Source organism: bacterium, assembly GCA_030648955.1.
GTDB lineage: Bacteria > Patescibacteriota > Minisyncoccia > Phycocordibacterales > JAUSHB01 > JAUSHB01.
Genome location: JAUSHB010000011.1, coordinates 47,648 through 72,203, shown reverse-complemented (window position 1 = coordinate 72,203; position 24,556 = coordinate 47,648). Strand labels below are relative to the sequence as shown.

Annotated in this window: 32 protein-coding genes, 1 tRNA gene and 1 pseudogene; 27 read left to right on the top strand and 7 right to left on the bottom strand. The window is 41.9% G+C overall.

Features of this window, described 5'->3' with window-relative positions; genetic code table 11:
• Positions 1-12: 12 nt before the first annotated feature.
• Positions 13-879: a DNA-processing protein DprA gene (dprA, locus tag Q7S11_02675; GenBank protein MDO8572655.1), complete on the bottom strand. Its 867-nt coding sequence runs from the start codon at positions 877-879 to the stop codon at positions 13-15.
• 129 nt (positions 880-1,008) lie between these two features.
• Between dprA and serS the strand changes: the two genes are divergently transcribed.
• From serS to Q7S11_02580, 19 genes are all read left to right on the top strand, one after another.
• On the top strand, positions 1,009-2,292 hold the full coding sequence (gene serS, locus Q7S11_02670; protein ID MDO8572654.1) for a serine--tRNA ligase: 1,284 nt from the start codon (positions 1,009-1,011) through the stop codon (positions 2,290-2,292).
• A 37-nt stretch (positions 2,293-2,329) separates the two neighbouring features.
• On the top strand, positions 2,330-3,205 hold the full coding sequence (locus Q7S11_02665; GenBank protein MDO8572653.1) for a hypothetical protein: 876 nt from the start codon (positions 2,330-2,332) through the stop codon (positions 3,203-3,205).
• Between the two features lie 42 nt (positions 3,206-3,247).
• Positions 3,248-3,643: a hypothetical protein gene (locus tag Q7S11_02660; GenBank protein MDO8572652.1), complete on the top strand. Its 396-nt coding sequence runs from the start codon at positions 3,248-3,250 to the stop codon at positions 3,641-3,643.
• 12 nt (positions 3,644-3,655) lie between these two features.
• A complete protein-coding gene (locus Q7S11_02655) occupies positions 3,656-6,136 on the top strand; it encodes an ATP-dependent Clp protease ATP-binding subunit (protein MDO8572651.1) in 2,481 nt (826 codons plus the stop codon).
• A gap of 105 nt (positions 6,137-6,241) precedes the next feature.
• Entirely contained in the window at positions 6,242-6,721 is a 480-nt protein-coding gene (locus Q7S11_02650; GenBank protein MDO8572650.1) for a hypothetical protein, read from the top strand.
• A gap of 24 nt (positions 6,722-6,745) precedes the next feature.
• Complete coding sequence (locus Q7S11_02645) at positions 6,746-7,804, top strand: tRNA-dihydrouridine synthase (protein ID MDO8572649.1); 1,059 nt, start codon at positions 6,746-6,748, stop codon at positions 7,802-7,804.
• 155 nt (positions 7,805-7,959) lie between these two features.
• Positions 7,960-8,991: a hypothetical protein gene (locus tag Q7S11_02640; GenBank protein MDO8572648.1), complete on the top strand. Its 1,032-nt coding sequence runs from the start codon at positions 7,960-7,962 to the stop codon at positions 8,989-8,991.
• 35 nt (positions 8,992-9,026) lie between these two features.
• On the top strand, positions 9,027-9,290 hold the full coding sequence (locus Q7S11_02635) for a hypothetical protein (protein ID MDO8572647.1): 264 nt from the start codon (positions 9,027-9,029) through the stop codon (positions 9,288-9,290).
• Between the two features lie 79 nt (positions 9,291-9,369).
• Complete coding sequence (locus Q7S11_02630; protein ID MDO8572646.1) at positions 9,370-9,744, top strand: hypothetical protein; 375 nt, start codon at positions 9,370-9,372, stop codon at positions 9,742-9,744.
• Between the two features lie 137 nt (positions 9,745-9,881).
• The gene (gene dnaX, locus Q7S11_02625; GenBank protein MDO8572645.1) at positions 9,882-10,952 is read left to right on the top strand and encodes a DNA polymerase III subunit gamma/tau; all 1,071 of its coding nucleotides are present in this window, start codon (positions 9,882-9,884) and stop codon (positions 10,950-10,952) included.
• Between the two features lie 60 nt (positions 10,953-11,012).
• The gene (locus tag Q7S11_02620; GenBank protein MDO8572644.1) at positions 11,013-11,324 is read left to right on the top strand and encodes a hypothetical protein; all 312 of its coding nucleotides are present in this window, start codon (positions 11,013-11,015) and stop codon (positions 11,322-11,324) included.
• Positions 11,325-11,459: 135 nt separating this feature from the next.
• A tRNA-Gln gene (locus tag Q7S11_02615) sits at positions 11,460-11,530 on the top strand.
• Positions 11,531-11,574: 44 nt separating this feature from the next.
• Complete coding sequence (locus Q7S11_02610; protein ID MDO8572643.1) at positions 11,575-11,862, top strand: GIY-YIG nuclease family protein; 288 nt, start codon at positions 11,575-11,577, stop codon at positions 11,860-11,862.
• Positions 11,863-12,031: 169 nt separating this feature from the next.
• Positions 12,032-12,304 (top strand): YdeI/OmpD-associated family protein, encoded by a 273-nt coding sequence (locus tag Q7S11_02605; protein ID MDO8572642.1) that lies wholly within the window; start codon positions 12,032-12,034, stop codon positions 12,302-12,304.
• 114 nt (positions 12,305-12,418) lie between these two features.
• Positions 12,419-12,709, top strand: coding sequence for a hypothetical protein (locus Q7S11_02600; protein MDO8572641.1), 291 nt, complete (start codon positions 12,419-12,421; stop codon positions 12,707-12,709).
• A gap of 8 nt (positions 12,710-12,717) precedes the next feature.
• Entirely contained in the window at positions 12,718-12,948 is a 231-nt protein-coding gene (locus tag Q7S11_02595; GenBank protein ID MDO8572640.1) for a type II toxin-antitoxin system HicA family toxin, read from the top strand.
• Between the two features lie 55 nt (positions 12,949-13,003).
• The gene (locus Q7S11_02590) at positions 13,004-13,471 is read left to right on the top strand and encodes a DoxX family protein (GenBank protein ID MDO8572639.1); all 468 of its coding nucleotides are present in this window, start codon (positions 13,004-13,006) and stop codon (positions 13,469-13,471) included.
• A 7-nt stretch (positions 13,472-13,478) separates the two neighbouring features.
• A complete protein-coding gene (locus Q7S11_02585; protein MDO8572638.1) occupies positions 13,479-13,748 on the top strand; it encodes a GIY-YIG nuclease family protein in 270 nt (89 codons plus the stop codon).
• A gap of 121 nt (positions 13,749-13,869) precedes the next feature.
• Positions 13,870-14,022: a hypothetical protein gene (locus Q7S11_02580; GenBank protein MDO8572637.1), complete on the top strand. Its 153-nt coding sequence runs from the start codon at positions 13,870-13,872 to the stop codon at positions 14,020-14,022.
• 55 nt (positions 14,023-14,077) lie between these two features.
• Here Q7S11_02580 and Q7S11_02575 read toward each other — a convergent pair whose 3' ends face one another.
• On the bottom strand, positions 14,078-14,335 hold the full coding sequence (locus tag Q7S11_02575; GenBank protein ID MDO8572636.1) for a hypothetical protein: 258 nt from the start codon (positions 14,333-14,335) through the stop codon (positions 14,078-14,080).
• Between the two features lie 139 nt (positions 14,336-14,474).
• Here Q7S11_02575 and Q7S11_02570 point away from each other — a divergent pair, with 139 nt between their 5' ends.
• Positions 14,475-15,998 carry a glycosyl hydrolase family 18 protein gene (locus Q7S11_02570; protein MDO8572635.1) on the top strand — a complete coding sequence of 508 codons (1,524 nt, stop codon included), beginning with the start codon at positions 14,475-14,477 and terminating at the stop codon, positions 15,996-15,998.
• 69 nt (positions 15,999-16,067) lie between these two features.
• Here the strand turns inward: Q7S11_02570 and Q7S11_02565 are convergent, their stop codons facing one another.
• On the bottom strand, positions 16,068-16,445 hold the full coding sequence (locus Q7S11_02565) for a hypothetical protein (protein ID MDO8572634.1): 378 nt from the start codon (positions 16,443-16,445) through the stop codon (positions 16,068-16,070).
• Positions 16,446-16,562: 117 nt separating this feature from the next.
• A complete protein-coding gene (locus Q7S11_02560; protein MDO8572633.1) occupies positions 16,563-16,892 on the bottom strand; it encodes a DUF2103 domain-containing protein in 330 nt (109 codons plus the stop codon).
• Between the two features lie 117 nt (positions 16,893-17,009).
• On the opposite strand from Q7S11_02560, the gene Q7S11_02555 reads away from it, so the two are divergent.
• The 3 genes and pseudogenes from Q7S11_02555 (at position 17,010) to Q7S11_02545 (ending at position 17,873) form a co-directional block, all read left to right on the top strand.
• Positions 17,010-17,276 carry a winged helix-turn-helix domain-containing protein gene (locus tag Q7S11_02555; GenBank protein ID MDO8572632.1) on the top strand — a complete coding sequence of 89 codons (267 nt, stop codon included), beginning with the start codon at positions 17,010-17,012 and terminating at the stop codon, positions 17,274-17,276.
• 47 nt (positions 17,277-17,323) lie between these two features.
• Positions 17,324-17,608: pseudogene (locus Q7S11_02550) on the top strand (DUF1905 domain-containing protein).
• Positions 17,609-17,681: 73 nt separating this feature from the next.
• Positions 17,682-17,873, top strand: a complete 192-nt coding sequence (locus tag Q7S11_02545) for a hypothetical protein (GenBank protein ID MDO8572631.1) — start codon at positions 17,682-17,684, stop codon at positions 17,871-17,873.
• 88 nt (positions 17,874-17,961) lie between these two features.
• Here Q7S11_02545 and Q7S11_02540 read toward each other — a convergent pair whose 3' ends face one another.
• The gene (locus Q7S11_02540) at positions 17,962-18,456 is read right to left on the bottom strand and encodes a DsrE/DsrF/DrsH-like family protein (protein MDO8572630.1); all 495 of its coding nucleotides are present in this window, start codon (positions 18,454-18,456) and stop codon (positions 17,962-17,964) included.
• A 352-nt stretch (positions 18,457-18,808) separates the two neighbouring features.
• Between Q7S11_02540 and mscL the strand changes: the two genes are divergently transcribed.
• From mscL to Q7S11_02525, 3 genes are all read left to right on the top strand, one after another.
• Complete coding sequence (gene mscL, locus Q7S11_02535) at positions 18,809-19,210, top strand: large conductance mechanosensitive channel protein MscL (protein ID MDO8572629.1); 402 nt, start codon at positions 18,809-18,811, stop codon at positions 19,208-19,210.
• A gap of 181 nt (positions 19,211-19,391) precedes the next feature.
• Entirely contained in the window at positions 19,392-20,003 is a 612-nt protein-coding gene (locus Q7S11_02530; GenBank protein ID MDO8572628.1) for a hypothetical protein, read from the top strand.
• A 104-nt stretch (positions 20,004-20,107) separates the two neighbouring features.
• Positions 20,108-21,259 carry an NADP-dependent malic enzyme gene (locus Q7S11_02525; GenBank protein ID MDO8572627.1) on the top strand — a complete coding sequence of 384 codons (1,152 nt, stop codon included), beginning with the start codon at positions 20,108-20,110 and terminating at the stop codon, positions 21,257-21,259.
• A 218-nt stretch (positions 21,260-21,477) separates the two neighbouring features.
• On the opposite strand, the gene Q7S11_02520 is transcribed toward Q7S11_02525, so the two are convergent.
• Positions 21,478-21,867 (bottom strand): hypothetical protein, encoded by a 390-nt coding sequence (locus tag Q7S11_02520; GenBank protein MDO8572626.1) that lies wholly within the window; start codon positions 21,865-21,867, stop codon positions 21,478-21,480.
• Between the two features lie 136 nt (positions 21,868-22,003).
• Between Q7S11_02520 and Q7S11_02515 the strand changes: the two genes are divergently transcribed.
• Positions 22,004-22,357: a hypothetical protein gene (locus Q7S11_02515; GenBank protein MDO8572625.1), complete on the top strand. Its 354-nt coding sequence runs from the start codon at positions 22,004-22,006 to the stop codon at positions 22,355-22,357.
• Positions 22,358-22,424: 67 nt separating this feature from the next.
• Here the strand turns inward: Q7S11_02515 and Q7S11_02510 are convergent, their stop codons facing one another.
• Entirely contained in the window at positions 22,425-24,521 is a 2,097-nt protein-coding gene (locus tag Q7S11_02510; GenBank protein MDO8572624.1) for an MASE1 domain-containing protein, read from the bottom strand.
• Positions 24,522-24,556: the final 35 nt, after the last annotated feature.

The following is a 24,556-nucleotide window of genomic DNA, read 5'->3' as shown; positions in this document are numbered from 1 at the left end:
TTTCGTACGGGATCACCCCCGAAATATCTTCCCATCGGCTTCTTTAATAAGTCCCTTAATTTCCATAAGCGAGAGAATGCCGTTTGCTTTTGATGTGGGCATATTCATCAACCGCACAAGACCGTCGCGTTCCAGAGGCGACGAGAGGAGTTTCCACACAGCTTTCTCTTCGGGCGACATGTCGGGAGGAAGGGAGTCTTCCATTTTTTCTGTTGTATCATCTGTTGAAAAACCAAGCGCATTGAGCAAGTCTCCACTATTCATGACTGGTGTCGCTCCTTGTGCGATGAGCGAATTAGTCCCGCGCGAAGTCGGAGAAAATATCGAGCCGGGGACTGCGTATACATCGCGGTTATAATCAAGCGCGAGACGTGCGGTGATGAGAGTCCCGGATTTTTCTTCAGCCTCAATAATAAGAACTGCTTGAGAAATACCAGCCATGATGCGGTTACGCGCAGGGAAACTCCATTGCGTTGCTTTAAAATCCGGCTTGAAGGGCGAAAGAAGAGCACCACCTCGCTCGACGATCTTTTTTGCGAGCGATCGGTTACTTGCGGGATATAAAACGTCATCATTAAGTCCTGAACCTGGGATTGCAATGGTAGTAAGTCCTGTGGCTAGTGCCGCGTTATGCGCGATCGAATCAATGCCGATAGCAAGCCCAGAAACAATGACAATGGGAAATCCTTTCAGTCCCGCAATGATTTGCTCAGCAGCTTGTTTGCCATAACTCGTAAATTTGCGCGAGCCAACAACAGCAAGGAATGTGTGGTCATCAGAAGGCAGGTCTCCAAGCACAAAAAGCTCACCCGGCGGATCACTGATTTCCGAAAGAAGTTTGGGGAATTTGTTTGGCTCTAGATTCTTTATCTTATCCATTTTATAAATTCTATCATTTGTTGTATGATATGAATATAGATAGGGATGAACGAAAACTTGTTTTTGTATTCAGATAGAACAAACCAATTACATGGAAATATACTCGTTATCACTCGTTAAAAACCAATCATGTTAGACATTAAATTCATTCGCGACAACAAAGAGCTCATACAAGCAGGTGCCAAGAAAAAGCACATCGATTTTGATGCAGACAAACTCATCGCCGTTGATGATAAACGGAGGTTGATTTTGGCGGAGGTTGAGCAGATGCGTACAAAACAAAACGAGGTAAGCGACATCATCAGCTCTGCGCCGACCGAAGAGCGCGTCCGGCTTATTTCGACCATGAAAGAGCTCAAAGACGAGCTTCAAAAGAAAGAAGAGGAATTAAAAGAGGCTATGAAAGAGTGGCAACTTCTTATGGTGCAAGTTCCCAACATTCCCGACATGTCGGTTCCTGACGGTGTGAGTGATGCTGATAATAAAGAGATACGGAGATGGCCTGTCCTGAGCGGAGTCGAAGGAGGAGAAATTCCCAAACTTTCATTCGAACCTAAAACCCACTATGAACTCATGCAGAAACTCAATATGGTTGATCTTGAACGCGGAACAAAGGTTGCCGGTTTCCGCGGATATTTCCTTAAGAATGACGGAGCGCTTCTTTCCTTTGCGTTGTGGCAGTTTGCCGTGGATGAATTGGTAAAAGAAGGCTTCAGTCCCATGATTGCGCCGTCCTTAGTGCGCCGCGAGACGCTTATGGGTACCGGTTATCTTCCGCAAGGCGAAGAAGATCTCTATAAAACTCAAGATGGCGATTATCTTTCCGGCACTGCGGAAGTCGCGACCATGGGGCACTTTATGGATGATGTGCTTCTTAAAACAGACCTTCCAAAAAAGATCGTTTCATTTTCTCCATGCTTTCGCCGTGAAGCGGGAAGTCATGGGAAAGACACTAAGGGTCTTATCCGTGTCCACGAATTTTATAAAGTAGAACAAGTGGTGCTCTGTGAAGCAAGTCACGAGGAGAGTGTTAAATACCATGAAGCGCTCAATCAAAACGCGGAGCATATTATGCAAAAACTCGGCATTCCATATCACGTGGTGGCGAATTGCGGTGGTGATCTTGGGTTGGGGCAGGTGAAAAAGTATGATATCGAGGCGTGGATGCCATCGGAGAAAAAATATCGCGAGACCCATTCAGCATCATATTTTCATGATTTTCAGACACGACGCTTGAATATTCGATACCGCGATGACGATGGGAAATTACGATTCGCACATTCACTTAATGCAACGTTAATGCCAACACCACGCATGCTAGCTGCTCTTGTTGAGAATTATCAACAAGCAGATGGAAGCATTGCGATTCCCAAAGTACTCGAACCGTATATAAAAAAAAGTATTATTAAATAGGTGTGAGACCGCATGCATATTTTTCCTCCTACAACCTATGTCGCGTCGTAGAGATATTCCACATTCAAAAAAACGCATCAAGCAGAAACGTAAAATTGCTTTATGGAAGTTTTTTATTATATTCCTGGTAATCGCCTTGTCTCTAAGTGGATTTATATGGGGACTTTCTCGTCCAAGTTTACGCATTACCGCGATCGAAGTTACTGGAAATAATGTATTAGACACTGATGAAATTGTCTCTTTGGTGCGTAAAGAAATTAGCGGGAAATATTTTTATCTGTTCCCAAAGGACAGTATCATACTTTATCCACGGGAACGCATTAAGAGTGATCTCCTCAATTTTTATAAAAGAATTCTTTCTTTATCGGTAAATGCCGAAGGTCTTACGGCGCTATCGATAACAATTAACGAACGAAAACCCTATTCACTCTGGTGTGGAAGTACATTGCCAGAAACACGCGCACAAGAAAATCCGCAGTGCTATTTTACAGATGAAACAGGATTTATTTTTGCTGAAGCTCCGCATTTTGGAGATAATGTGTATATAGAATTTTATGGTCCGCTTTTTGCGGAACATATGGCTACGTCGAGTCTTTCGGTGGAACCCGTGGGGTCCGTATATCTCTCTGCTCTGGAATTTAAGACAATCGATTTGTTTCGCGACCTCTTGAGTCGCACAGGGCTTCATACGACTAAAATAGCTTCTCTGGATGCAGGGGATGTTGCATTTATAATACGTGAAGGGGGAAAAATATTATTAAATAAAAAACAAGACCCCATGAAGATACTATCTGATTTAGAAGCCGCGTTTCGCACTGAATTGGGAGATCCTGGCGACCCGCTAATTCGTAAACAAATTGAATATATTGATGCACGTTTTGCGAACAAGATCTTTTTTAAAAAGAAGAAGTGAACTTTCGCGTATTTTAAAAGACGTTATATACTATAAAACAAGATGGCGATTCTCATACTTATATGGCAATTTGTGATTTGGTATTACACTGCCGCGATAACTAATTTCATAAAAATCTCATCGGATTTTATCTGGTTTCTCTATCACTTTTTTTCAATCCCCATTCTCATCCCAACACTTTTTTCGAAATGGAGGAGAATTGGGGATGTGCGAACAAAGAAATTTGATATTCCAGATTTTTTCTCGGTTCTGATCGTTAATTCTGTTATGCGGATTATTGGTTTCTTTATTCGTTCCTTCGTTATTTTGGCGGGGGTTGTGTCGATAACGCTTGCTCTTGTGATTGAGATAGTGCTTTTTATCACATGGCTGTTTCTCCCAATCATAATTGTCGGACTGTTTGCCGTAGGAATAACCCTCATGGTTGGTGTTCGATAACTAAATTTACTCATGAATATAAAATCGTTACATATTTCAACTAGTCGTCTGTATCCAATCGTGGTGCTTGATCGCATGCTTTCCCACCGCGCTCGACATATCATTCATTACGGAATAGATACAGCTCTCATTGGCCTTCTTGTGGTTGCGGGCGGGTTATATGCAATAAATTATTTTCATATGTTAAACCCTGATGTTGCACAAAAAGCCCTTCTTTTTGCTCCCCGTGTTATTGGAGCCGCGTTCGTGTTGCTGGCAATCCTTCTCTCGGTGTATCTTTTGGAAGTATTTTTTAGATTTTTATATTTTCGTGAAGGGCTCATGTCGTGGAGAACGCGGGGCAGAGGACACGAACATGATGTATTGAGTTTTTATGTGCTGAAAATTTTACACCACGCACATAATGGCGATGTAACTAAAAGTTTCTTGCAATCTTCTGTTGGCACAAGAATCTTACTCCGTTGCGGTATTTCAGATGATGCACGCAAGGATTTTCTTTCCCGTAGAAACGCAATATTGTTTGATAAGCCATTTCCCGTAGATTCCCAAAAAGTTTTCGGTTTGCGTTCATTGGCGCAGTTTCTGGTCTATCAGGACGAGGAGCTTCGAGATTTTCTTTTTAAGGAAAATGCCCGCGAGGGTGATTTTATTGGTGCTGCCGAATGGGTCATCCGAGAACATGAAGACGCAAAGGATAAGGAAGCATGGTGGAGAAAAGATCACCTTGCCTCCATGCCGGGGATTGGGAAGGACTGGTCATACGGTGAGATTTATACGCTTCTGCGTTATGCGCGAGAAGTTTTTGAAAACTATAGCGAGCACGCAAGCGCGTTATCTGCCAAGGATGAGCGTGAAGTTCGTGAGCTGGAAAGCGTTCTTTCGCGCGCGCAGGAGGCTAATGCATTTTTGGTGGGTGAAAAAGGCGCAGGGACTATTGACATCATTTACGATTTTGCTCAAAAGATCAGGAACGGATCAATTGGTCCCCAGCTCGAACATAAAAAAGTATTTATGATGAATACGGATTCACTCATTTCTTCTGTTCAAAGTAAGGAAGAGTTTGAGCGTGAATTTATCGCTCTCTTGGATGAGGCTAAGCGTGCGGGGAATATTATTATTGTATTTTCTGATTTTCCATCATTCGGGATTAGTGCCCGAAGTATTGGTTCTGATATCGTGACACTTCTCGATCCCTATCTTATTACAGACAAACTTCAGGTTATTGCCGTAAGTGATGTAGATAATTTTCACAATATCCTTGAGCCGAACACTGCGTTGATGTCGCGATTTGAAAAAGTGATTGTCACTGATCCGTCATCGGAGGAGATGATGGTAATTTTGCAACGTGTTGCAGAAGGACTTGAGGCTCACCATAAAATATTTTTTACATATTCATCAATCGAAGAGGCATTCACGAGTGCCCAAAATTATCTTTCCGATGGTGTTTTACCCGACAAGGCGATAGATCTTCTTATTGAGCTTGTTCCACAGATCGTGGAGGACAAGGGGTATTTAATAAAACGAAGTGATATTCTCGCTCTCATTACCCGAAAGACTAAAATTCCTGTAGGTGAGATTAAGGATGCCGAGAGAAGTAGGCTCGTGAACCTTGAGCGTTTTCTTCATGAGCGTGTTGTTGGTCAGAATGAGGCGGTGAGTCTCGTGTCAAATGCAATGCGTCGAGCTCGTACAGGAGTGCGTAATATGAAGCGACCTATCGGCTCATTTCTTTTCCTTGGACCCACTGGTGTGGGAAAAACGGAAACTGCAAAAGCATTAGCAGAAGCTTTTTTTGGAGATGAAACAGTGATATCCCGACTTGATATGTCTGAATATCAGACATCTGATGCGCTCCTGCGGCTCATTGGTAATTTTGAAGGAGAGCAAGTGGGAGCATTAACGAAAATACTCAAGAGTAAGCCTTATGGCGTGTTGCTCCTCGATGAATTTGAAAAAACAAATCACGAAGTGCTCGATCTGTTTCTTCAAGTTCTTGATGAAGGATTTTTCTCCGATATGCGGGGTAAACGGGTTAATGCGCGCAATGTTATTATTATCGCGACATCAAATGCGGGGAGCGATTTAATCTGGGAAGCGGGGAAGAATGGTGGAAATCTTATGGATATGAAAGATGAAATTGTGAATACAATCATTGAACGAGGTATTTTTAAGCCCGAGTTGCTCAATCGTTTTGATGCGGTGGTGCTATTTCATCCTCTTGATGTGAGTCATCTTTCGCAGATTGCCCGCGTGATGCTAGAAAAGTTGAAAAAGCGATTACACGAGCGTGGAATCGACCTTGTGGTGAATGATGATTTGGTCAATGCGGTGATTCGCCATGGAACGGATCCATCTTTTGGTGCGCGTCCGATGAATCGCGCGATACAGGAACACGTTGAGCAGATTATAGCAGAAAAAATTGTACGCGGAGAAATTAAGGAAGGTTCGCGAGTGTTACTCTCTTCGGAAGATCTTTCACCGTCCGTCTCTTAATTTTTTTTAGGTTACGTTTCTATGCTACCACGCTTGATTCTTTCCACTCAAGAAGCTACCATGATGTAAGCCCACAGTGATCATGAGGAGGTATTTGTTATGAGTATGGAATTGAGTCTCGGGGAGCGCCGTATTGTCAAAAGCATTCAAACTACGGCACTGTTCCTTGATGAACATATCAAAGAAACTGCCCAAGGTTTTGTATGCGAATTCAACATAAAAGATTTTCAGGATCTCCCAAAACAACTTCAGGAAATAACTTTTCTCCTTACGCAGTTTGATGGTAGTGGCAAAAAGCATGTAGTTGATGTTCAGGCGTTGTATCCGTCATCTACACTGCGAAAATCATTCCTGGATACCTTCATTAAGGCGACTTCAATTAACACGAAGGGTACAACGATGTTACTTTTCACTATCGTAAGACTCGCCGAGTTCTTTGGTTACATAACGGAACAGATGACAAACAACGAGAGTCCAACCGAAAGAGTGTTTATTTTTACCGATGATTATGATAGAGATGGTTCGGAGGTGAAAAAGTATCTCGGAGGAGTTGTCAAAAAGCTGAAATCATTGGGAGGTTCCTAATGAAATACATACAAGATGTACGGGATGCGCAAATCTTCAGCGCATCTTTTTTATGATAGTATTGCGACAATGACACAAGGATTTTGGGGGAAATTAAAGAGACCGTTCTTTGTTATGGCACCGATGGCGGATGTCACCGACGCGGCTTTTCGGCGTCTTATTGCGAAATATAGCAACCACGGGAAGCTGCAAGGGGGTCCTGATGTTTTTTATACCGAATTTGTTTCTTGCGATGGGCTTTGTTCCGCGGGGCGCCCAGCGCTTCTTACTGATTTCAAATATTCCGAAGAAGAACATCCGATCGTGGCACAGATTTTTGGTTCAAATCCCGAGCATTTCCGAGAGTGTGCCGCGCTTATTAAAGATCTTGGGTTTGATGGCATCGATATCAATATGGGATGTCCTGACAAGTCAGTAGAAAAACAATGTGCAGGTGCGGCGCTTATTAAAACTCCGGCGCTTGCGCGTGAGCTGATTCGCGCCGCAAAAGAGGGTAGTGGAGGATTACCAGTCTCCGTAAAAACTCGTGTCGGCTACAACAAAGTTATTCTCGACAAATGGCTTCCTGAAATTTTAGCAGAGGAACCTGCGGTTGTTACTATACATGCGCGTACGCGCAAAGAAATGTCGCTTGTGCCTGCGCGTTGGGAGCACGTAGCGCATGCGGTAGTAATTGCGCGCGATTTTGCGGAGAAACACGGCACCGAGCGCACGCTCATCGTTGGCAATGGCGATGTAAAAGATTTGAGCGATGCGAAAGAAAAAGCGCGCGAGACAGGCGCCGATGGCGTGATGCTCGGGCGGGCGATTTTCGGCAATCCGTGGTTATTTGCCGATATACCCAGTCCTACAATAGGGGAAAAATTGCGTGTTATGGTTGAGCATACGCATCTTTTTGAAGAGCTCTTGGGGGGTGTTAAAAATTTTGCTATTATGAAGAAGCATTATAAAGCATATGTAAACGGATTTGAGGGTGCTAAAGAACTTCGCATGAAGCTCATGAGTGCTAAAAATTCAAACGAAGTCGAAAGTATTACAAATACATTTATTGAATCTGGAGTCATTAGACCCACTACGCAATAACCTTTTCTACTGCAATGACAAATTTTCAACTACAAACAACTCATCTCTCGTCAATGAATACGCTGTATTCACCTCCTCGCGCTTCGTTGTTTTCGCCAGAAAATTCGTCATCTCGTTACGAAAAATTATTGCGTAGTTGGTCTATTTAAATAAAAATGAAAAATAAAACACTAACAATCGCCTTGGCGGCAACACTTTTATTTCTGGGATCATTCATCGGAATTTCGCTTGCGGCAGATGAAAAGGTAATCAAAAATACAGGATTTCCTAATCAAAATCTTTGGCTTTCACATGAGCCGGTTCTTGAAGGTGAGGAGGTATCTATCAATACCATTGTAGTTAATAATAATGAAGGAACATTTTCTGGTACGGTTGAGTATTATGACGGAATCAAGCTTGTCGGGAGAACTCCATTTACGATAACCGATGCGCAGAAAATAAAAGTCATATCTTTTATTTGGAAGGCGATTGCGGGAGATTATCGTATCTCGGCAAAAATCACAGATCCAAAAATAAAACTTTCCAATGGCAATACTGCTTCAGTCATCATTGAGAGCAATGGAACTTCAGAGCGAGGGGTTTTTGTTGATGTGGATACTGATGGGGATGGAATCGGGAACAAGGAAGATCCCGATGATGACGGGGACGGACTTTCTGATTTGGATGAACGTGCGCGCGGGACTCATCCATTCAAGCAAGATACTGATGGTGATGGTATTGCCGATGGTGTTGATACTCCTCCCGATAAAGAGGGTTCCCCAGAATCACTTGTCTTTGGTAGGGGAATGAACATGGTCAAAAATGTCGTACCGGATTCTGTTGCTGGCACGCTTGAGAATACAGGAAACTTCATTGAAAACTTTCGAAATAAACAATTTGTTGTTATTCGCGAAGAATTTGCAGAAAATAAAAGATCTCTTAGTAAGCTATCTGGTATAGTGGACAGCAAGAGTGCCACATCTACGAATGTAGTCGGTGATATGAACACTTCAATAGATGCGACAAATGGGCAAGCTTCTCAAGGAAACTGGAAAAACAAAGTCGAAAAACCTCTACGCTATGTATATTGGGGAATACTCGCAGTGCTGGAGATGATATTTGATAAACGCTATTTGTTTTATACAGTACTTATTATTCTCGTCTTTGTCATTTTACGTTTCATCTATGGCAAATTGCGCGGTACATGATTGCATAATGAGGAAAAACTTCATATAATGGCTCTATGGCTGAATTCATGAAAGAAGATATATTCTTTTTTGTGACTACGATCGCGGTAGTTACATTTACTGTCACCTTGGTCGTGCTCATGGTGTATCTTATCGGTGTGATGCGCAATGTGCGGGATATTTCAGATATTGTGAAAATAGAGAGCAAGAATATTTCTCAAGATATATCTGAACTACGGGCAACGGTCAAACGCGAGGGAATGCGGTGGAAACACATAACTGATTTTTTAAGAAAACCAAACAAAAGAACAAAAAAATGAATTGGCAGTTGACGCGGATATATGCAGTGAAAGCAGAAATATTGTAAGGGTAATTAATTATTAAAAAGATACAAAAACAATGAATGTAAAAAAAATAACAGGAAAAAAGATTGGATTAGGCGTAGGTCTCGTAACCGCAGCTGCATTAGCAGGCGCAGCGGGGCTCTATCTTTATGGCAAAGACGGTGCAAAAAATCGTAAAAAAGTTAAAACACTCGCAGTAAAAGTTCATACCGATGTTGTTTCACACGCAAAGAAACTAAAGAGTCTGGGAAAAAAGGATTATCTTGCAGTTGTTGATATGGTAACGAAGAAATATAACGCGCTTAAATCTATTGATAAAAATGAACTTAACAAGGTTGCGATAAATCTAAAAAAACATTGGAATACTATTGAGCGTGAAGCAAAAAAACAAGTAGGTAAGGTTTCTCAAAATAAAAAAAATGCCAAATAAAATATGGTCGGCATTTTTTATGGCAGATATATGATTTGAGTATAGTATAGATGAAAACATCTGCGTAAGGAGTCAAAAAAGTCCCTCGAAACAAGGGGCTTTTTTGTAACAAAGAGTCGTGTATAATAAACTCTATTATGACTCACGAACCAAATAAATCCGCAGTTGCATTATATCGAAAATATCGCCCACAAACATTCAAAGATGTTTTGGGACAGGAACATGTGGTAAAAGTGCTTTTAGGCGCGATAGCGGCGGGCAACGTTGCGCACGCATATCTCTTTGCTGGTTCACGCGGGACAGGGAAGACTTCTGTTGCGCGTATTTTTGCAAAATCTATCGGCTGTTCTGATAATGACCTCTACGAAATAGATGCCGCATCGAATCGCGGGATTGATGATATTCGTGAACTTCGCGATGGCGTGCGCACGCTTCCGTTCCAGTCTCCCTATAAAGTTTATATTATCGATGAAGTGCACATGCTCACCAAAGAGGCATTCAATGCACTTCTTAAAACCTTGGAAGAGCCACCCAAGCACGTCATTTTTATTTTAGCCACCACGGAACTCAATAAACTTCCAGAGACTGTGATTTCGCGTTGCCAAACATTCACATTCAAAAAACCAAGCCATGAGGTTCTTAAAGACATCATTGTCGCTATCGCAAAAAAAGAAGGATTTATGATTGAACCCGCATCTGCAGATCTCATAGCACTTTTGGGAGATGGTTCGTTTCGCGATGCGCAAGGAATTTTGCAAAAAGTATTGAGCTCATCAAGGGACAAAAAAGTGTCAGTCAACGAAGTGCTTGAGGTCACGGGTGCGCCGAACGGAGGATTGGTAAATGAATTTATTTCCGCTCTTGCAGAGAAGAATATTTCTCAAGGCATGAATGTCATTCAGAAGACTTCGAAACAGAATATTGATATGCAAATATTTTTGAAACTTGTGCTTCATAAAATGCGAATGATTCTTTTAATTCGATTTGCAAAAGACATGGAAGAAGGAATTAAAGAAGAGTTTACTGATGAGGATTTTGAGTTTCTTAAGGATATGAGCGGGAAGAGGGGGGTGGAACTTACATCAAAAACACTGGAAGCGATGCTTGGTGCGCATAGCATGATACGTCATGCGAGTATACCGGAGCTCCCCCTGGAGATTCTTTTGATGAACCTTGAACATACGGCAACTATTGACAAAAAAATATAAAAACCGTAAAGTATTTACGGAATAAACATAGTATCTACCAACGAGAAAAAGGAGTAGTTCATGGAAAACGACAGAAAGAACAGAAAGACATGTGGACGGTGTCGTGGGACAGGAAAAAAGAATAATTCAATATGCAGAACATGTGGTAGTTTCGGCGAGCTCACGGCTGCTGGGCGCATGCTCCCCAAGGAAATAAGGGATGAATTATTATCCACGGATGATGATGGAAATGAAATTCCAGAAGTCTCTATTGTGAGAAGTTTCGGAGGTCATCCCGCAGAACAAAACCTTCAAGTTTCAATGTACATGATTAGTGAAGGTGACCCTGAATTTCCACTAGATCCTATCTATGAACTGTCTGAGGATGGGTGAATTTATTTGAACGTAGAACGGCCCCCAATTTATAACGGGGGTCGTTTTTTCTTGCCGATAACGCATTTTTATAGCAGAATAGGGAAACATTGGGGAGATTGCCTGTTCCCCTAAATTAAGAAAATAAGAATACATTGGGGGATCGTCTAACGGTAGGACAGCGGCCTTTGAAGCCGTTAATCTTGGTTCGATTCCAAGTCCCCCAGCACTTCGGCAAGCTCAGTGCGAGCTTAAAGTTCAAAAATCAGACATGTGGTACGTATACATACTTCTTTGCAACCAGAAAACTTTTTACGTTGGGATGTGCAACAATGTTGTAAGACGATTAGGGGAACATAAGAACAAGGAATCGTTTTTTACAAAAAAGTTTTCTGATATAAAAATAGTATATTGTGAAAAATACGACACAAGGCATAAATCCGCCATACGAGAAAAACAGCTTAAGGGATGGAGTCGTGCAAAGAAACAGAAATTAATAGGTGGAAAATTTGGAATAAACCGCGTTGAGCTTACTGAAGTGCTTGACGTACATGGATGAGAAGTTTACCCTGAGGATATCGAAGGGATTCCAAGTCCCCCAGCCAAGTTTCGGAATTCGTTTTTTCGCCCAAATGCGGAGCTATGCCTCGCGACGCGACGGGGGTTTCGCCCAGAATTCTTTCATGAATAACAAACAGAAATATGCTAACGTACACAACATGAAAGGTATGACAAAAAAAGAAACCTTGCCTACCGGCAGGCAGGTCGCCGCCGGTGTTGTACACAGAATGCCAGCGGATTTACAAAAGACTCTTACTTCTTCCCCAACGGCGCGAGTAGCATGGGAGGATATTACACCACTTGCGCGCAATGAGTGGATTTGCTGGATTGAGTCTGCCAAGAAAGCAGAGACGAGGAGTATCCGAATCAAGAAGGCGCTCTCGAAGCTGAAAGGCGGAATGCGCCGACCTTGTTGTTGGGCCGGTTGTCCTCACCGTTAAAATAGTCGATTCGTGATCAACCCCTCCCGTATCCATAGAAAAGTTTTTAAAAATCCACCCAAAAGGTCATTACAGGGAGTTGTAAAAGAAACTCAATCTTGATATTATCTCCATATGGTACATAACAAATTGTCTTTCAATTTACCCGTGCTCATTACTAAGCAAAATAAGCGTTTTGTGGCGTATACTCCCGCACTCGACATCTCTACTTCCGGGAAATCTGAAAAAGATGTAAAAGAGCGATTTGTTGTGTTGGCGAACTTGTTTTTAGAGGAAATTATAGAGGCAAAAACAGCTGATGATGTTTTGTCCGAATTGGGCTGGAAAAAAGTGCAAAAAGTTTGGACTCCTCCAAAAGTAATTTCTTCGCAGTCTATTGGCCTGCAAATTCCCATTTTTACCTAATATTCCCCATGCCACGCATCCAAGCTATTCATTGGAAAGAATTTGAGAAGTTTTTAATTAAGATGGGGTGTGAATTTAAAAGAGAGAAAGGTGACCATCGTGTTTATTGGAAAAGCGGTATCAAAAGACCCGTAGTAATTCCACGCGACACTGCGCTTCCTGCTTTTATTATTCTTAATAATTTAAGAGTGCTGGGTGTGTCGCGCGAAGAATATCTTAGAATTATTGAAGCGGTATAATTAAACCACCAGAAATACGTTGTTAACCAGTATTAAATTTTAAAAAATATATCTTATGAATTCAAAAATAACGATCGCAGCGACGACATTGCGTCTATTGTTTGGATGGTTCATGACCTTTGCGGGTCTTGAGAAAGTATTTGATCCCAATTGGACAGCAAAAGGTTTTTTATTGAACGCGAAGACATTTCCTGATTTCTACGCCTGGTTTGCTCAACCGATGAATACTTGGTGGGTTGACCCTCTTAACGCGTGGGGGATTACCTTGATCGGTGTTGCGCTTTTGGTTGGTGTTGCAGTGCGTCCGGCTGCATGGGCAGGCGCGGTGCTTATGATTCTCTATTATTTTCCACAGAATATTTTCCCCAATGTTCCCCATGGATATATTGTCGAAGAGCATATTATTTATGCCACAGCTCTTGTATTGATCGCAATCTTCCCGCAAGCCCAACAATTTGGATTAGGAAGCATGTTACGCCGAATATTTCTTGGACGTATTCCCGTTATAAAATCGCTCATCTAGTTACATAATGTATTTTGTTTACATTATCAAATGCAAAGACGGCACGATGTATACAGGGATAACCACCGACGTTAAGCGAAGATTTCTTGAGCATAAAAGTGGGAAGGGAGGCAATTATACAAGTTCGCGGGGAGTGTCGAAATTACTGTATATAAAAAAAGCGAAGAACAGAAGTGTTGCATCGAAACAAGAATTTCAAATAAAAAAGCTGACTAGAGGAGAAAAAATAAAACTAATACATCGACACAGGATTCCAGTGTTTGCCAGAAATCTCTAAATAAATTGCTTTATTCATTGGTTTGTGGTATCATCATACAATGAAAAAATACAGTAAAGAACTTAGTGAAAGCCAATTACAAATTCCTATTTCAGATTTTTTGGCATCATACAATAAAAATATGCCCGAAGGATTTCCACGCGCTTCCACGGCACTCTTGAAAAAATTTCAATCAGCACATGCAATGCTTTTCAAGAACGGCGACCTCTGGTCTCTCGAACAGCATCGTAAAAAGCTCATGGATTGGTTGCCGCGGAATAGCGATACCGCATAACATTCTCCGATGATCGGTCAAAAAAACCCCCTCACACGAGAGGGGTTTTTGAATGCTACTTCTTAAAGAAGAACACTAGCCATTTTTCTAAAAGGCGTTTTCCGACAAGAATCCAAAAAGCTCCCATAAGAGCGAGCAGAAGGGCAAATACTGAATGCGGGTCATCAAAAACAGCAGGATAGATTGCAACAAGCCCCGCAAAAAAAAGATGTACCACACCCAGAAAAATGCAGCTGGTTCCCCAGAATAGACTGTGTTTATTCATAATCGGCTCAGATGCAACGTGCTCTATATACCGATCAATTAGCTTCATTGTTCGTATCCTCGCGCGTCTGCGCTATGTGGTCTGTTATTGTTCTACCATAATCTTAAAACACCGCAAGGAGTTTCATCCACAACAACAGGCAAGGGTGTATGATTATGATATAATGAGCGTCTTATATAGCATATATATGCATACTGTATTTAAAAAATCCGTGTTTCTTTTTATCCTTCTCGCGCTTATTCTTCCGAGTGGCGGTTTTGTGTATGCGCAAACCACCACAACAGAAGCAAGCCTGCCTGCCGCGACAGGCTTGGCGCAGGCAGGCAGTTCTCTCGAGATATCCGGATGGATTCCGTATTGGCGCTCAAAACTTGGGGTGGAAAGCATTTTGCCTCACCTTGATCTATTCACTGAGGTGAACCCATTCATGTATACCGTGAAGCAAGACGGTACGCTCTACCAAGCTTCGTCGCTTGGTAATGACGAATGGGTACTGCTTCGCGCCCGTGCGAAGGACGCGGGCGTGAAGTTTGTTCCCGCAGTGATGTGGGCGAATGCAGATGCCATGGATGAAATTTTCCGCGACTCGGAAAAACGCAAGGCGCACATTAGTTCTATTATTAAAGAAGTTTTTGGGAACGGTGCAGACGGTATTGATATTGATTACGAAGGCAAATATGCGCGCACGCGACCCTACTTCTCACTGTTTCTCAAAGACCTTAAGGAGGCGATCGGATACAACAAATGGATCACCTGCACCATCGAAGCGCGCACGCCGCTTGACTCGCGTTACTCGTCCCCAGAATCAATTCCTAAAGATATTGAGTACGCAAACGACTTTACCGCAATCAATCAATATTGCGATAGTGTGCGTCTTATGACCTACGACCAAGGAAGGTACGATCTTAAATTGAATGATGCAAAAGGAGATCCCTATGTTCCGGTTGCAGACGCGGATTGGGTGGATAAAGTGGTGAAGCTGGCGCTCCAAGATATTAAAAAAGAAAAACTTGTGATTGGAGTCGCGACCTATGGGTACGAGCACGACATGTTTCCCGCGCAGAACGGAAGCGGGAAAATGCAATACTCACAACTCTGGTCGTTCAATCCGGGGTACGCAACGGGCATTGCGACAAAGCTTGGAATGCAACCCGTGCGAAACAACGCAGGTGAGCTCTTCTTGACCTTCCCGGCATCCCAATCGCCCGAGCCGCCTATTCCGCTTCCTAACGCAACTCGCGTGCTTTCATGGAGCGATGCGGAGTCTATTAAGCAGAAGGCAGAGCTTGCGGTGAAATATGGTTTGCGGGGAATTGCGATATTTAAAATTGACGGGGGTCAGGATCCGCTCCTCTGGGATGTGCTCACCAATTACAAATACAACGCAACGCGTGTGGCGAATAAAGCAGCAAGTGATGTAAACGCCCAAACTGCCCCATTGCCTCCGGCTTCTCAAATATGGAAGATGCCGACGCGTGACCTCAAGTTGGGCACGACAGGGGAAGACGTGCGCACGCTTCAGAAATTCTTGAATAGTATTGGATTTATTGTTTCAAAAACTGGTGCGGGTTCTTCGGGAAAAGAGACGACAAAATTTGGCGGAGCAACACAAGCAGCGCTTGTGAGTTTTCAAAAAGCAAAGAAGATTACTCCTACCGCAGGATACTACGGCGCAAAAACTCGTGCACTCATAAAATCACTCGGGTTATAAAAATAAATTAGAAAATGAAACCCCTCGAGACAATTTTTGTCTCGAGGGGTTACTGGTTGCGGAAAGAACTTATGGATAGTCGCGGCCCATCACATACCGGAACCAAACACGAATTTTAACGCCCTCCCAACTTGTTTTCCCAGCCGGCCAAAGTGCTTTCGGATTTGCAACAACATTCTCCATAATCTCTTGGAGAATTGGAGTGCTTGCAGGATGGTTGAACGTTGAGCACTTATCCCAGTCCGGTTTTGCTTTTGCCATTTCCATACAGCAAGGACTATGCGCTCTCGTAAGCGCGCAGGCGTTGCCGTAATTCTCCACAAAAACACCATTACCACCAATGAAACCGTAAAAGGGGCATGGTGGACCCGCATGGTGCGCTACCGGTTTTTCTTGGGCGGAAGAGTACTCATCTCTTATTATCCGCTTGCCAAGTAATAAGAACATACAATTCTCCTATTTATAATCTAGTATGAATACTATCCTAATGAGGTATATCGTCAATAGTTTTTTGGAAAATGAATCCCCCCGAGACAATTTTTGTCTCGGGGGGATGGAAGAACTTCAATCTTTCATAAACGATATAGTAAGTCCCGCATCTTGTAATCCACGGGCAATCGCGACGACCGCTTTTTGTTGATCTTCAGTGTACACAATGAGTTCTTGGTGTGACGCATTGTCTCGCACCGAGAGAAGAATATAAGAATTCTTTCTTCTTATTTTTACACGCTGATGACCACCTGCAGATCGAAGTCCTGCTTTAATGAACCCTGGTGTTACCTTAGTCACTTCCGATTGCTTTGCGGAGATATCGGCTACAGTACTCGCGAAGGGTATCACCGTAGTATGGCTTCCGCTAAATTTACCGCCTGACCGCGAATGTTTTGTGGACATGCAGTGTATCCTTTTAAGGTAATTATATCTTTTGCAATATTTTGGCAACGGTTTCAACATTCCAACATTCTGCAGAATGTTGGAATGTTGAAACATGTGGGCTATAATGAATCTGCCATGAAAACACCCAGACAACTTGAACGTTATTTTAAAGGGGTCGCTAACCATTGGCGCATCGCAATTTTGATTGCTGTCGAGAAAAACGAGGGGATTAGCGTTGAGGGAATTTCCGGCGAACTTGAAGCTAATTTTAAAACTATTTCCCAACATACGCGATCATTGGTTCACGCCGGTCTTTTGAATAAGACGTATCAAGGTCGTCAGGTAACCCATGCGCTTTCACCACACGGTAAATTGTTTCTCAAATTTATTAAAACATTCTAACATTCTGCAGAATGTTAGAATGTTACAACCGCTAAGCTAATAAGTATATGAAATACACCATGCGGGAAAAAGTGTGGGTCTATCCCGGGGTAGTAGGATGGCATTTTGTCAGCGTGAGTAAAAAAGAATCGCAAGAGATCAAAGAAAAATATGGGAAATATCATCGAGGATTTGGTTCACTGCCGGTCATGGTTACCATCGGCAAGACAAGCTGGAAAACATCTATCTTTCCCGATAGAATAAGCGGGACATATCTTTTACCGCTTAAAGTAAAAATACGGGAGAAAGAAGAAATACTCGCCGACGATATCATTACATTTTCTATCAAGGTGATGCCTAGCACGGTAAAATTATCCAAAAGTAGAAAATCTATGACAAAAAGAAAAAAGAAACTATAATGAACTGATGATTGGTATCATTATCCTAATAATCATTGTCGTCTCGCTGGTTTTGTATCTCACCGGTCTTCCATTTGAATTGGGGACCGGTTTTACTGAAATAAAAACAGTGGCGCGCAAAGGGGAGTATACTGTAAACGACAACCTTGAGACGAAAGAGATTAAAAACAATGACGATGAAGTTAGGCTACTAGAATAATATTTTGAAATATAGTTTTAAAAAATAATGCCGTGCGGTGGAGCCGCACGGCATAAAATAAAACAAGAACTCAACTACTTTAGATTTTTCAGATAAACAGACAAACGTCGGATTTTGCCGCTACTGGCAAGAAATACGTGGCACCGACATAATCCTTCACCTCGGGGATGAAGTCGTCCTTGCTGAAGCCAAATACATCGACAGTCATCTGGCAGGCGATCATTTTAACGCCGGCTTCAAGGCAAAGGTTACGGAGCTCGGGGATCGTAGCAACTCCCTTATTCTTGAAGGTTTTCTTCATCAGCACCGTGGCCACTTTTTCAAATCCAGGGACACTGGCCATCAGTAAGTTCGGCATCGGCCAGACAAAGCTCTGGAACCATTTTGGCCCAAACGGCATCTTCATGGGCATGGCGGGATTTCCCAGCGGGCTGACTTCGGCGTCGAGATCCTTTTTCAGAAGCAACAGACCGTAGAACGTGAAGAATATTGAAACATCCCAGTCGAGGGCGGCACCAGTAGAAGCGAGGATAAACGGCGGGTAAGCCCAGTCGAGCGTACCTTTGGTGGCGATGATCGCCATACTGGGTGTTTTGTTGGCTTCAATTTCTTCGAGTTTTTTGGGCAGGATTGTGTCGAGATGCTGACTTATCATCATCGCGAGATTCCCGTCCGGTTTGGGCATCGTAGTTGTTGACATATCTACCTCCAATAAAGTGAGTTGTAAAGAACTACTACACATCCTGCCCAATGTGAAACGTGAGGGCAGCTATGGATAACGATAGTATACCCAAAGAAGATTGTCAAATATTTTTATTACGACAAACCGTATTCTCATAAAATTGAGTTTTCTGCATACCCATGGTTCTATGTGGTATAATATAATATATATGTACAGGAACTGTTTTGTATAATCAACCATTACTATTACAACCATGTTTAATGAGTTTAAACAATTTTTACTACGAGGTAATGTTGTTGACTTGGCTGTTGGTGTCGTAGTTGGTGCTGCGTTTGGCACAATTGTGACAGCACTTGTGTCTGATCTCCTGACTCCACTTATAGCGGCAATCGTAAAGGTGCCAGACTTTAGCGGGCTTATCTTCACACTCAATGGAAGTAAGTTTATGTACGGGCATTTCATTAACGCGCTTATTTCTTTCATATTGGTTGCAGTTGCAATTTTTTTCTTTGTAATTAAGCCGATGAATTTGCTCATCACTCGGTCACACAAAGAACCTTCTCCCGATTCAACGACAAAGAAATGTAAAGAATGTTTAAGCAAGATTCCTGTGGCTGCCAAGCGTTGTTCGCACTGTACACACATAGCTGCTTGAGGGATGTGTTTGTCAATTCGGGGCTTTACGTGAGGACAGTATATGTGATTTCAACAAATAGTACCTTGCATGATGTCGAAGTTTTATTTGACAATATCATTCAGTGCGATATTGTAACTCTAGATTAAAATAGTATTTAAACAGACCACATTGCAAAGAATTTATTATTTGGAGGTTGTGTATGAGTTTAAAGGACAAAAATGCACAAGTACTACTTTTTAAAAAAGGTATTAATGCTCGAATAAAAAAACTTGTTAGTGAACGTCCCAGAGATTTAAAAAGGCTTGTTGATTGGGGTGTAACGATTCGAGCAAGATTATCCGAAATAAACAAATATAGAAAAGTACTCTCGGGGGAAGATTGCGGGGAAAATCATGTAAATTCGCTTGTTGACTACATTCAGGATGGAATTCAGTACCAATGTAAGGCATGCAATATTCCTAGCTCCGTATCCCTCAAATGCTCTTTTTATATTGCTAAATCGTTTTCCCTGTTTTTGATCAAAGGCAAAAACTATCTTGCTATAGGTGATTTTATCGCAAGCGATCTGGAACAAGGTTCAACCGAGCTCATGAGAAAAAATGCAAATGTTTGCTTTTTCATGCACGCCGTATTTAAAGGTGGCGAATCATTTCCAAACGTCAAATCGGATATCTATGAAGAAGTAGGAAAATCTTGGTATAAACTCCTTGCGAAAGAAAAAAATGATTCTGTTGATGGTCTTATGGATATATATTTCGGCAAACTATCTATAGCAGTAAGAAAGTTTATAGATAACGTGGAGCCCAAATAGGTATTTTAAATTTTTGTTAACAAACCGGTCAATATTTATTTGACCGGTTTCTTTTTTTGGACATGGGGTGTTCATGGTATAGTATGTTTTTGCATTCAAGCTACATGAAAAAAAATAAGAGAACAATTGGAGAACAATCGCTCGCACATCATCTCAAGATGGGTGGTAAATTGTCCGTGGTAAGTAAATCATCACTTCGGAGTTTGAAAGATTTAAGCATCGTATACACTCCGGGTGTTGCTGCTGTAAGTTTATTTTTGGCTAAAAATAAAGAGAAGGTGCGCGACTATACCATGAAGGGAAATAGTGTTGCAGTCATATCCGATGGTTCTGCAGTTCTGGGACTGGGCAATATTGGTCCAGAGGGGGCGCTCCCGGTAATGGAAGGAAAGTGCGTTCTCTTTAAAACATTTGCTGATATTGATGCGGTGCCAATTGTTCTCGCAACACAGAATACCGAAGAAATTATTGCTATAGTAAAAGCAATCGCGCCGGGATTTGGCGGCGTCAACCTTGAAGACATTTCTGCTCCGCGATGCTTTGAGATCGAAGAGCGTTTAAAACAAGAACTTACAATTCCTGTTATGCACGACGATCAGCACGGTACAGCGATCATTATTCTTGCCGGACTTTTAAATGCGCTTAAGGTGGTGAAGAAGAATATTAGTCACGTAAAGATTGTGGTGAGTGGGGCGGGTGCTGCGGGTATGGCAATTACAAAAATACTTATTGGTGAAGGAGTTAAACATATTCTTGTTGTCGATCGATCGGGTATTATTCACAAGGGACAAGCGGAGTTGGTCAAAGAAAAACGAATAATCGCGGAAATGACAAATTCACACGATAAACGAGGAAGCTTGGCGGATGCATTGGAAGGGAGCGATGTGTTTATTGGTGTCTCTGCGCCCGATCTGGTGACCAAGGAAATGGTGCAGACGATGGCAAGTAAGGCGATCGTCTTTGCGCTTGCAAACCCAACGCCGGAAATCATGCCTGATGTGGCGCTTTCGGGAGGGGCGTTTGTGGTCGCGACAGGGAGGAGTGATTTTCCCAATCAACTCAACAATGCTCAAGTGTTTCCGGGGGTTTTTCGCGGAGCGCTTGATAATCATGTAACTCTTATTACCGATGAAATGAAACGTAATGTAGCTCATGTCATTGCGGGGTTAGTATCGCGACCCAATGCTCATAACATAGTACCGAATATATTTGATAAAAGATTAGTTAAATCAATCGCGCGAGTTATTCGAGGATAATGTTCATTTATGCTGTATAATAGAAATGAAGCAAGTAATGGGTCGATTGCAAAAAAATATTCGATAAAAATTTTATATTAAAAAACATGGCAAAGGGAAGAGATAAACAGCGCAGAGAAAAGAAAAAGCCAAAAGGTTCCGGAAAAAAGAAATAGTTTAAAAAAACAGTCCCTTATAGGGACTGTTTTTTTAAAGAATGCGCATAGTGGGCATTAGTGTTAGTCATTACTTAGATGATTGAAGCGCATTGCGTGACCTGTCCATTCGCGAAGAAAATGAGGGGTGTCGTCATCGATATTCAATAAAAAATATTCCTTTCCTGTTTCATCGGTTCGAATGTCTGCAGAAAATTTTTCTTTGATCTTTTCTTCAGATAAGTTGGGAACAACTTTTCCCGAAAAGCCATTAAATTTTTGAGCGTCACCCAATATTTCCGAACCTATTTTAATGATCTGCACCGTAAATTTATTGCGTGTCAGTATTTTATAGAACTCAACGAACGTCATCGGGTAACCCCATGAATCAACAAGAAGGTTGGAGGACTTCGCAGCCACCTTTGGAGAGGCAACAAAAGTTTCTTTCCGTACAGCTATTTTTGGTTGAGCCATTTTTTTATTTGAATTTTCACTTGAACTCGCAGTATAGCAGATTTTTTATAGAATACCTAACTACGCTATGCTTGCGACCCCGGGTTTTTATGGTAGGGTAAGACTGGTATATAGCCACATAAAATAGGAGTTTGCTATGCGTATTGAAAGACGAAAAACTCTGTGGTACATAGAGGTTAATGGAGATACAAATGAAATAACGATGGAATATTTAGCAAGGACGTGTGATGCTACTTTGGATAAATTCGAACGCCACAAAGATTGCGCAGGAGTTCCACATAGTCTACTTAATGTGGAGCGTTCAGTCATCAACACTTTGGAGAAAAATAAGCGTAAATTTAAACTCCTCTATGTAATTTACAAAAAACAAAAAGGTAACACGTGTGTAAGGATATGGGGGTTTGAGGGAAAGAAAAAACTGCATTGTACAAAAAACTTCAAAAATGCAAAGGAGCGGGTAAGAAAAATACAATCAGAAAGAAAAAAGTAACGGAGGAATTAAAGCAACAGGGAGATTTATCTCCCTGTTTTTTCTAGCGATGTATTGAAAAAATATCTTAATCCTTATTGTCAGTGAGTATACTTTTAAGATCGTCGATCCTGATTGGTTTTGTCATGTGATAGTTAAAGCCTGATTTTTTTGCCTCAAATCTATCTCTGTCTTGCCCGTATCCCGTCAGGGCAATCAATGTAAGCGAATCACCAAACTCTTTTCGTAAAAGCTCCGCAACAACATAGCCGCTCATGTCTGGCAGACCGATATCGAGGATAATAATCTTGGGGTGAACGTTTCGAACAACCTCAAACGTTTCCTCGCCACTATAGGCGACCACTGCTTTGTACCCCGCATATTCAAGGAGCATTTTGAGTCCATCAGCTGCGTCTTTATTATCGTCAACAATAAGAATAGGAGACCGTACTTCTATTTTTTTTGATGGTATAAACGTAAAGTAAGGTTTTCTTCGCACACCTCGACGTTCTTTTGTGGGGGTTCCCATTTGCAATTGGATATTTTGAGAACCAGGCAAGGTCACAGTGAACTCACTTCCTTTCCCCAATCCCTCGCTCATTGCTTGTATGGTTCCGCCATGGAGCTCTACTAATCGTTTGGTAAGGACGAGACCGATACCAAGCCCAGTGCTTACCCGCGAATCCCTGGTGTAGTTTTTTTGAACAAAGGGTTCAAAAATTTTTTGTATCATATCGGGAGCAATCCCAACCCCATTATCTCGTATACGAATTATCACTTCTTCTTTTTCATCATTATGTGTAACCAAAAGTTCAATATGTCCTCCCATGGGGGTGTATTTTGCCGAATTATGAAGGATGTTGTTCAATATTTGCTCGATGCGAACCGGATCCACGGATATCCAAATGAGTTTCTTGGGCATAGAAATAGACAAGTGATGATTTCGGGAAACAAAAAAAGCATCAACGGTTTCTTGCGCGTGATTAATAATGGACAGCAACTCAACGGTCTCTTTTTCCAATTTAAATTTCCTACGAGAGATGCGAGAAATATCTAAGAGGTCATCAAGGAGGTGAACCATGGTACGAACATGGGTTTCAGATGTTTTAATGATTTGTAAAATATCAGGACGGTTGATTTCCGCAACTTTTATATTCATAAGTTCAAGAGAGGTGATCACTGGCGAGAGGGGATTTCGAAGCTCATGTGCAAGGATTGCCAAAAACTCGTTTTTAGCATTATCTTCGGAGCTGATTTTCTGTAATGCCTCACGAAGACGCTTAACATTTTCTCTCAACATGGCTGCTGTGTTTTTTTCTTCAGCTACAATCGAAGTGAAGGGTAGAAAAATTAACGCGATGAATGCTAAAAATATTTCTGTTGTAAAAAGCCTTGCAAGCATATCTGCTTGAGAAAATGTCCCGTAGTTTAATAAAACAGCCAATGATCCTATGCATGAGGTTATAAATATTGAAAGTGTAATACCCAATGGTCCCATACGTATTGCTGCCCACATAAGTGGCACAATAACGAGGTAAATTGTCGAGAAAGAGTCCAATTGTGTGAAAGGGGTCAAAAAGACCATAACATCAATGCCAACAAGAAGCGCAAAAAGCGAAGTTGTCTCCACGATCACTTCGATAGACGCAGTTCTCCAGGGGAGTGGTTTAGAGAGCCAGCATATGAGAAATGGGGTGATCGTGAGAGTTCCCAGCACTCCACTAAGCCACCAAGTAATCCATACCGATATGATTGTTGGCTGAGTAACTATCTCGGTAACCCACAAAGTACTTACTCCTATTGTTGCACCAATAATCGGTACAACAAGCGCAACCAAAAGAAAACCGATACTGTCACGCAAGCGCTCAAGTGAGTAATCAAGTTTAATATAACGACGTAGGATGTATACTCCCGCCAATGCCTCAAGGGTGTTTCCCAGCGAAATGGAAAGTACTATCGGCAATGTTCCGCCAATAAGAATATTTGCCATGAAAGCACCAATCATGATGCCGGGCCATAATTCGAATCCATAGAGAAGAAGCGCGGCAAGTGCAATTCCGCTTGGTAACCAAACAAGTGTGGAAAAACTGGAAATAGGATGGAAATTCAATCCTATTTTTGCAGTAACAAAATAAATGAGCGCTAGCGCCAATACTTTTACTATATAGAGAATACGATTGGTCATATGTGATACATGAATTGTATGGTAATTAAACGAGG

Bases quoted from the DNA above. Each gene is read 5' to 3' on its own strand.
- Q7S11_02645 (MDO8572649.1), top strand. From the start codon at position 6,746: ATGCGCAAATCTTCAGCGCATCTTTTTTATGATAGTATTGCGACAATG.
- Q7S11_02665 (MDO8572653.1), top strand. From the start codon at position 2,330: ATGTCGCGTCGTAGAGATATTCCACATTCAAAAAAACGCATCAAGCAG.
- Q7S11_02555 (MDO8572632.1), top strand. From the start codon at position 17,010: ATGAAAACACCCAGACAACTTGAACGTTATTTTAAAGGGGTCGCTAAC.
- Q7S11_02565 (MDO8572634.1), bottom strand. From the start codon at position 16,445: ATGTTCTTATTACTTGGCAAGCGGATAATAAGAGATGAGTACTCTTCC.
- Q7S11_02585 (MDO8572638.1), top strand. From the start codon at position 13,479: ATGTATTTTGTTTACATTATCAAATGCAAAGACGGCACGATGTATACA.
- Q7S11_02525 (MDO8572627.1), top strand. From the start codon at position 20,108: ATGAAAAAAAATAAGAGAACAATTGGAGAACAATCGCTCGCACATCAT.
- Q7S11_02530 (MDO8572628.1), top strand. From the start codon at position 19,392: ATGAGTTTAAAGGACAAAAATGCACAAGTACTACTTTTTAAAAAAGGT.
- serS (MDO8572654.1), top strand. From the start codon at position 1,009: ATGTTAGACATTAAATTCATTCGCGACAACAAAGAGCTCATACAAGCA.
- Q7S11_02510 (MDO8572624.1), bottom strand. From the start codon at position 24,521: ATGACCAATCGTATTCTCTATATAGTAAAAGTATTGGCGCTAGCGCTC.
- Q7S11_02605 (MDO8572642.1), top strand. From the start codon at position 12,032: ATGACAAAAAAAGAAACCTTGCCTACCGGCAGGCAGGTCGCCGCCGGT.
- dprA (MDO8572655.1), bottom strand. From the start codon at position 879: ATGGATAAGATAAAGAATCTAGAGCCAAACAAATTCCCCAAACTTCTT.
- Q7S11_02560 (MDO8572633.1), bottom strand. From the start codon at position 16,892: ATGTCCACAAAACATTCGCGGTCAGGCGGTAAATTTAGCGGAAGCCAT.
- Q7S11_02660 (MDO8572652.1), top strand. From the start codon at position 3,248: ATGGCGATTCTCATACTTATATGGCAATTTGTGATTTGGTATTACACT.
- Q7S11_02570 (MDO8572635.1), top strand. From the start codon at position 14,475: ATGCATACTGTATTTAAAAAATCCGTGTTTCTTTTTATCCTTCTCGCG.
- Q7S11_02650 (MDO8572650.1), top strand. From the start codon at position 6,242: ATGGAATTGAGTCTCGGGGAGCGCCGTATTGTCAAAAGCATTCAAACT.
- Q7S11_02610 (MDO8572643.1), top strand. From the start codon at position 11,575: ATGTGGTACGTATACATACTTCTTTGCAACCAGAAAACTTTTTACGTT.
- mscL (MDO8572629.1), top strand. From the start codon at position 18,809: ATGTTTAATGAGTTTAAACAATTTTTACTACGAGGTAATGTTGTTGAC.
- Q7S11_02640 (MDO8572648.1), top strand. From the start codon at position 7,960: ATGAAAAATAAAACACTAACAATCGCCTTGGCGGCAACACTTTTATTT.
- dnaX (MDO8572645.1), top strand. From the start codon at position 9,882: ATGACTCACGAACCAAATAAATCCGCAGTTGCATTATATCGAAAATAT.
- Q7S11_02515 (MDO8572625.1), top strand. From the start codon at position 22,004: ATGCGTATTGAAAGACGAAAAACTCTGTGGTACATAGAGGTTAATGGA.
- Q7S11_02540 (MDO8572630.1), bottom strand. From the start codon at position 18,456: ATGGCGATCATCGCCACCAAAGGTACGCTCGACTGGGCTTACCCGCCG.
- Q7S11_02545 (MDO8572631.1), top strand. From the start codon at position 17,682: ATGATTGGTATCATTATCCTAATAATCATTGTCGTCTCGCTGGTTTTG.
- Q7S11_02600 (MDO8572641.1), top strand. From the start codon at position 12,419: ATGGTACATAACAAATTGTCTTTCAATTTACCCGTGCTCATTACTAAG.
- Q7S11_02520 (MDO8572626.1), bottom strand. From the start codon at position 21,867: ATGGCTCAACCAAAAATAGCTGTACGGAAAGAAACTTTTGTTGCCTCT.
- Q7S11_02575 (MDO8572636.1), bottom strand. From the start codon at position 14,335: ATGAAGCTAATTGATCGGTATATAGAGCACGTTGCATCTGAGCCGATT.
- Q7S11_02595 (MDO8572640.1), top strand. From the start codon at position 12,718: ATGCCACGCATCCAAGCTATTCATTGGAAAGAATTTGAGAAGTTTTTA.
- Q7S11_02580 (MDO8572637.1), top strand. From the start codon at position 13,870: ATGCCCGAAGGATTTCCACGCGCTTCCACGGCACTCTTGAAAAAATTT.
- Q7S11_02655 (MDO8572651.1), top strand. From the start codon at position 3,656: ATGAATATAAAATCGTTACATATTTCAACTAGTCGTCTGTATCCAATC.
- Q7S11_02620 (MDO8572644.1), top strand. From the start codon at position 11,013: ATGGAAAACGACAGAAAGAACAGAAAGACATGTGGACGGTGTCGTGGG.
- Q7S11_02635 (MDO8572647.1), top strand. From the start codon at position 9,027: ATGGCTGAATTCATGAAAGAAGATATATTCTTTTTTGTGACTACGATC.
- Q7S11_02590 (MDO8572639.1), top strand. From the start codon at position 13,004: ATGAATTCAAAAATAACGATCGCAGCGACGACATTGCGTCTATTGTTT.
- Q7S11_02630 (MDO8572646.1), top strand. From the start codon at position 9,370: ATGAATGTAAAAAAAATAACAGGAAAAAAGATTGGATTAGGCGTAGGT.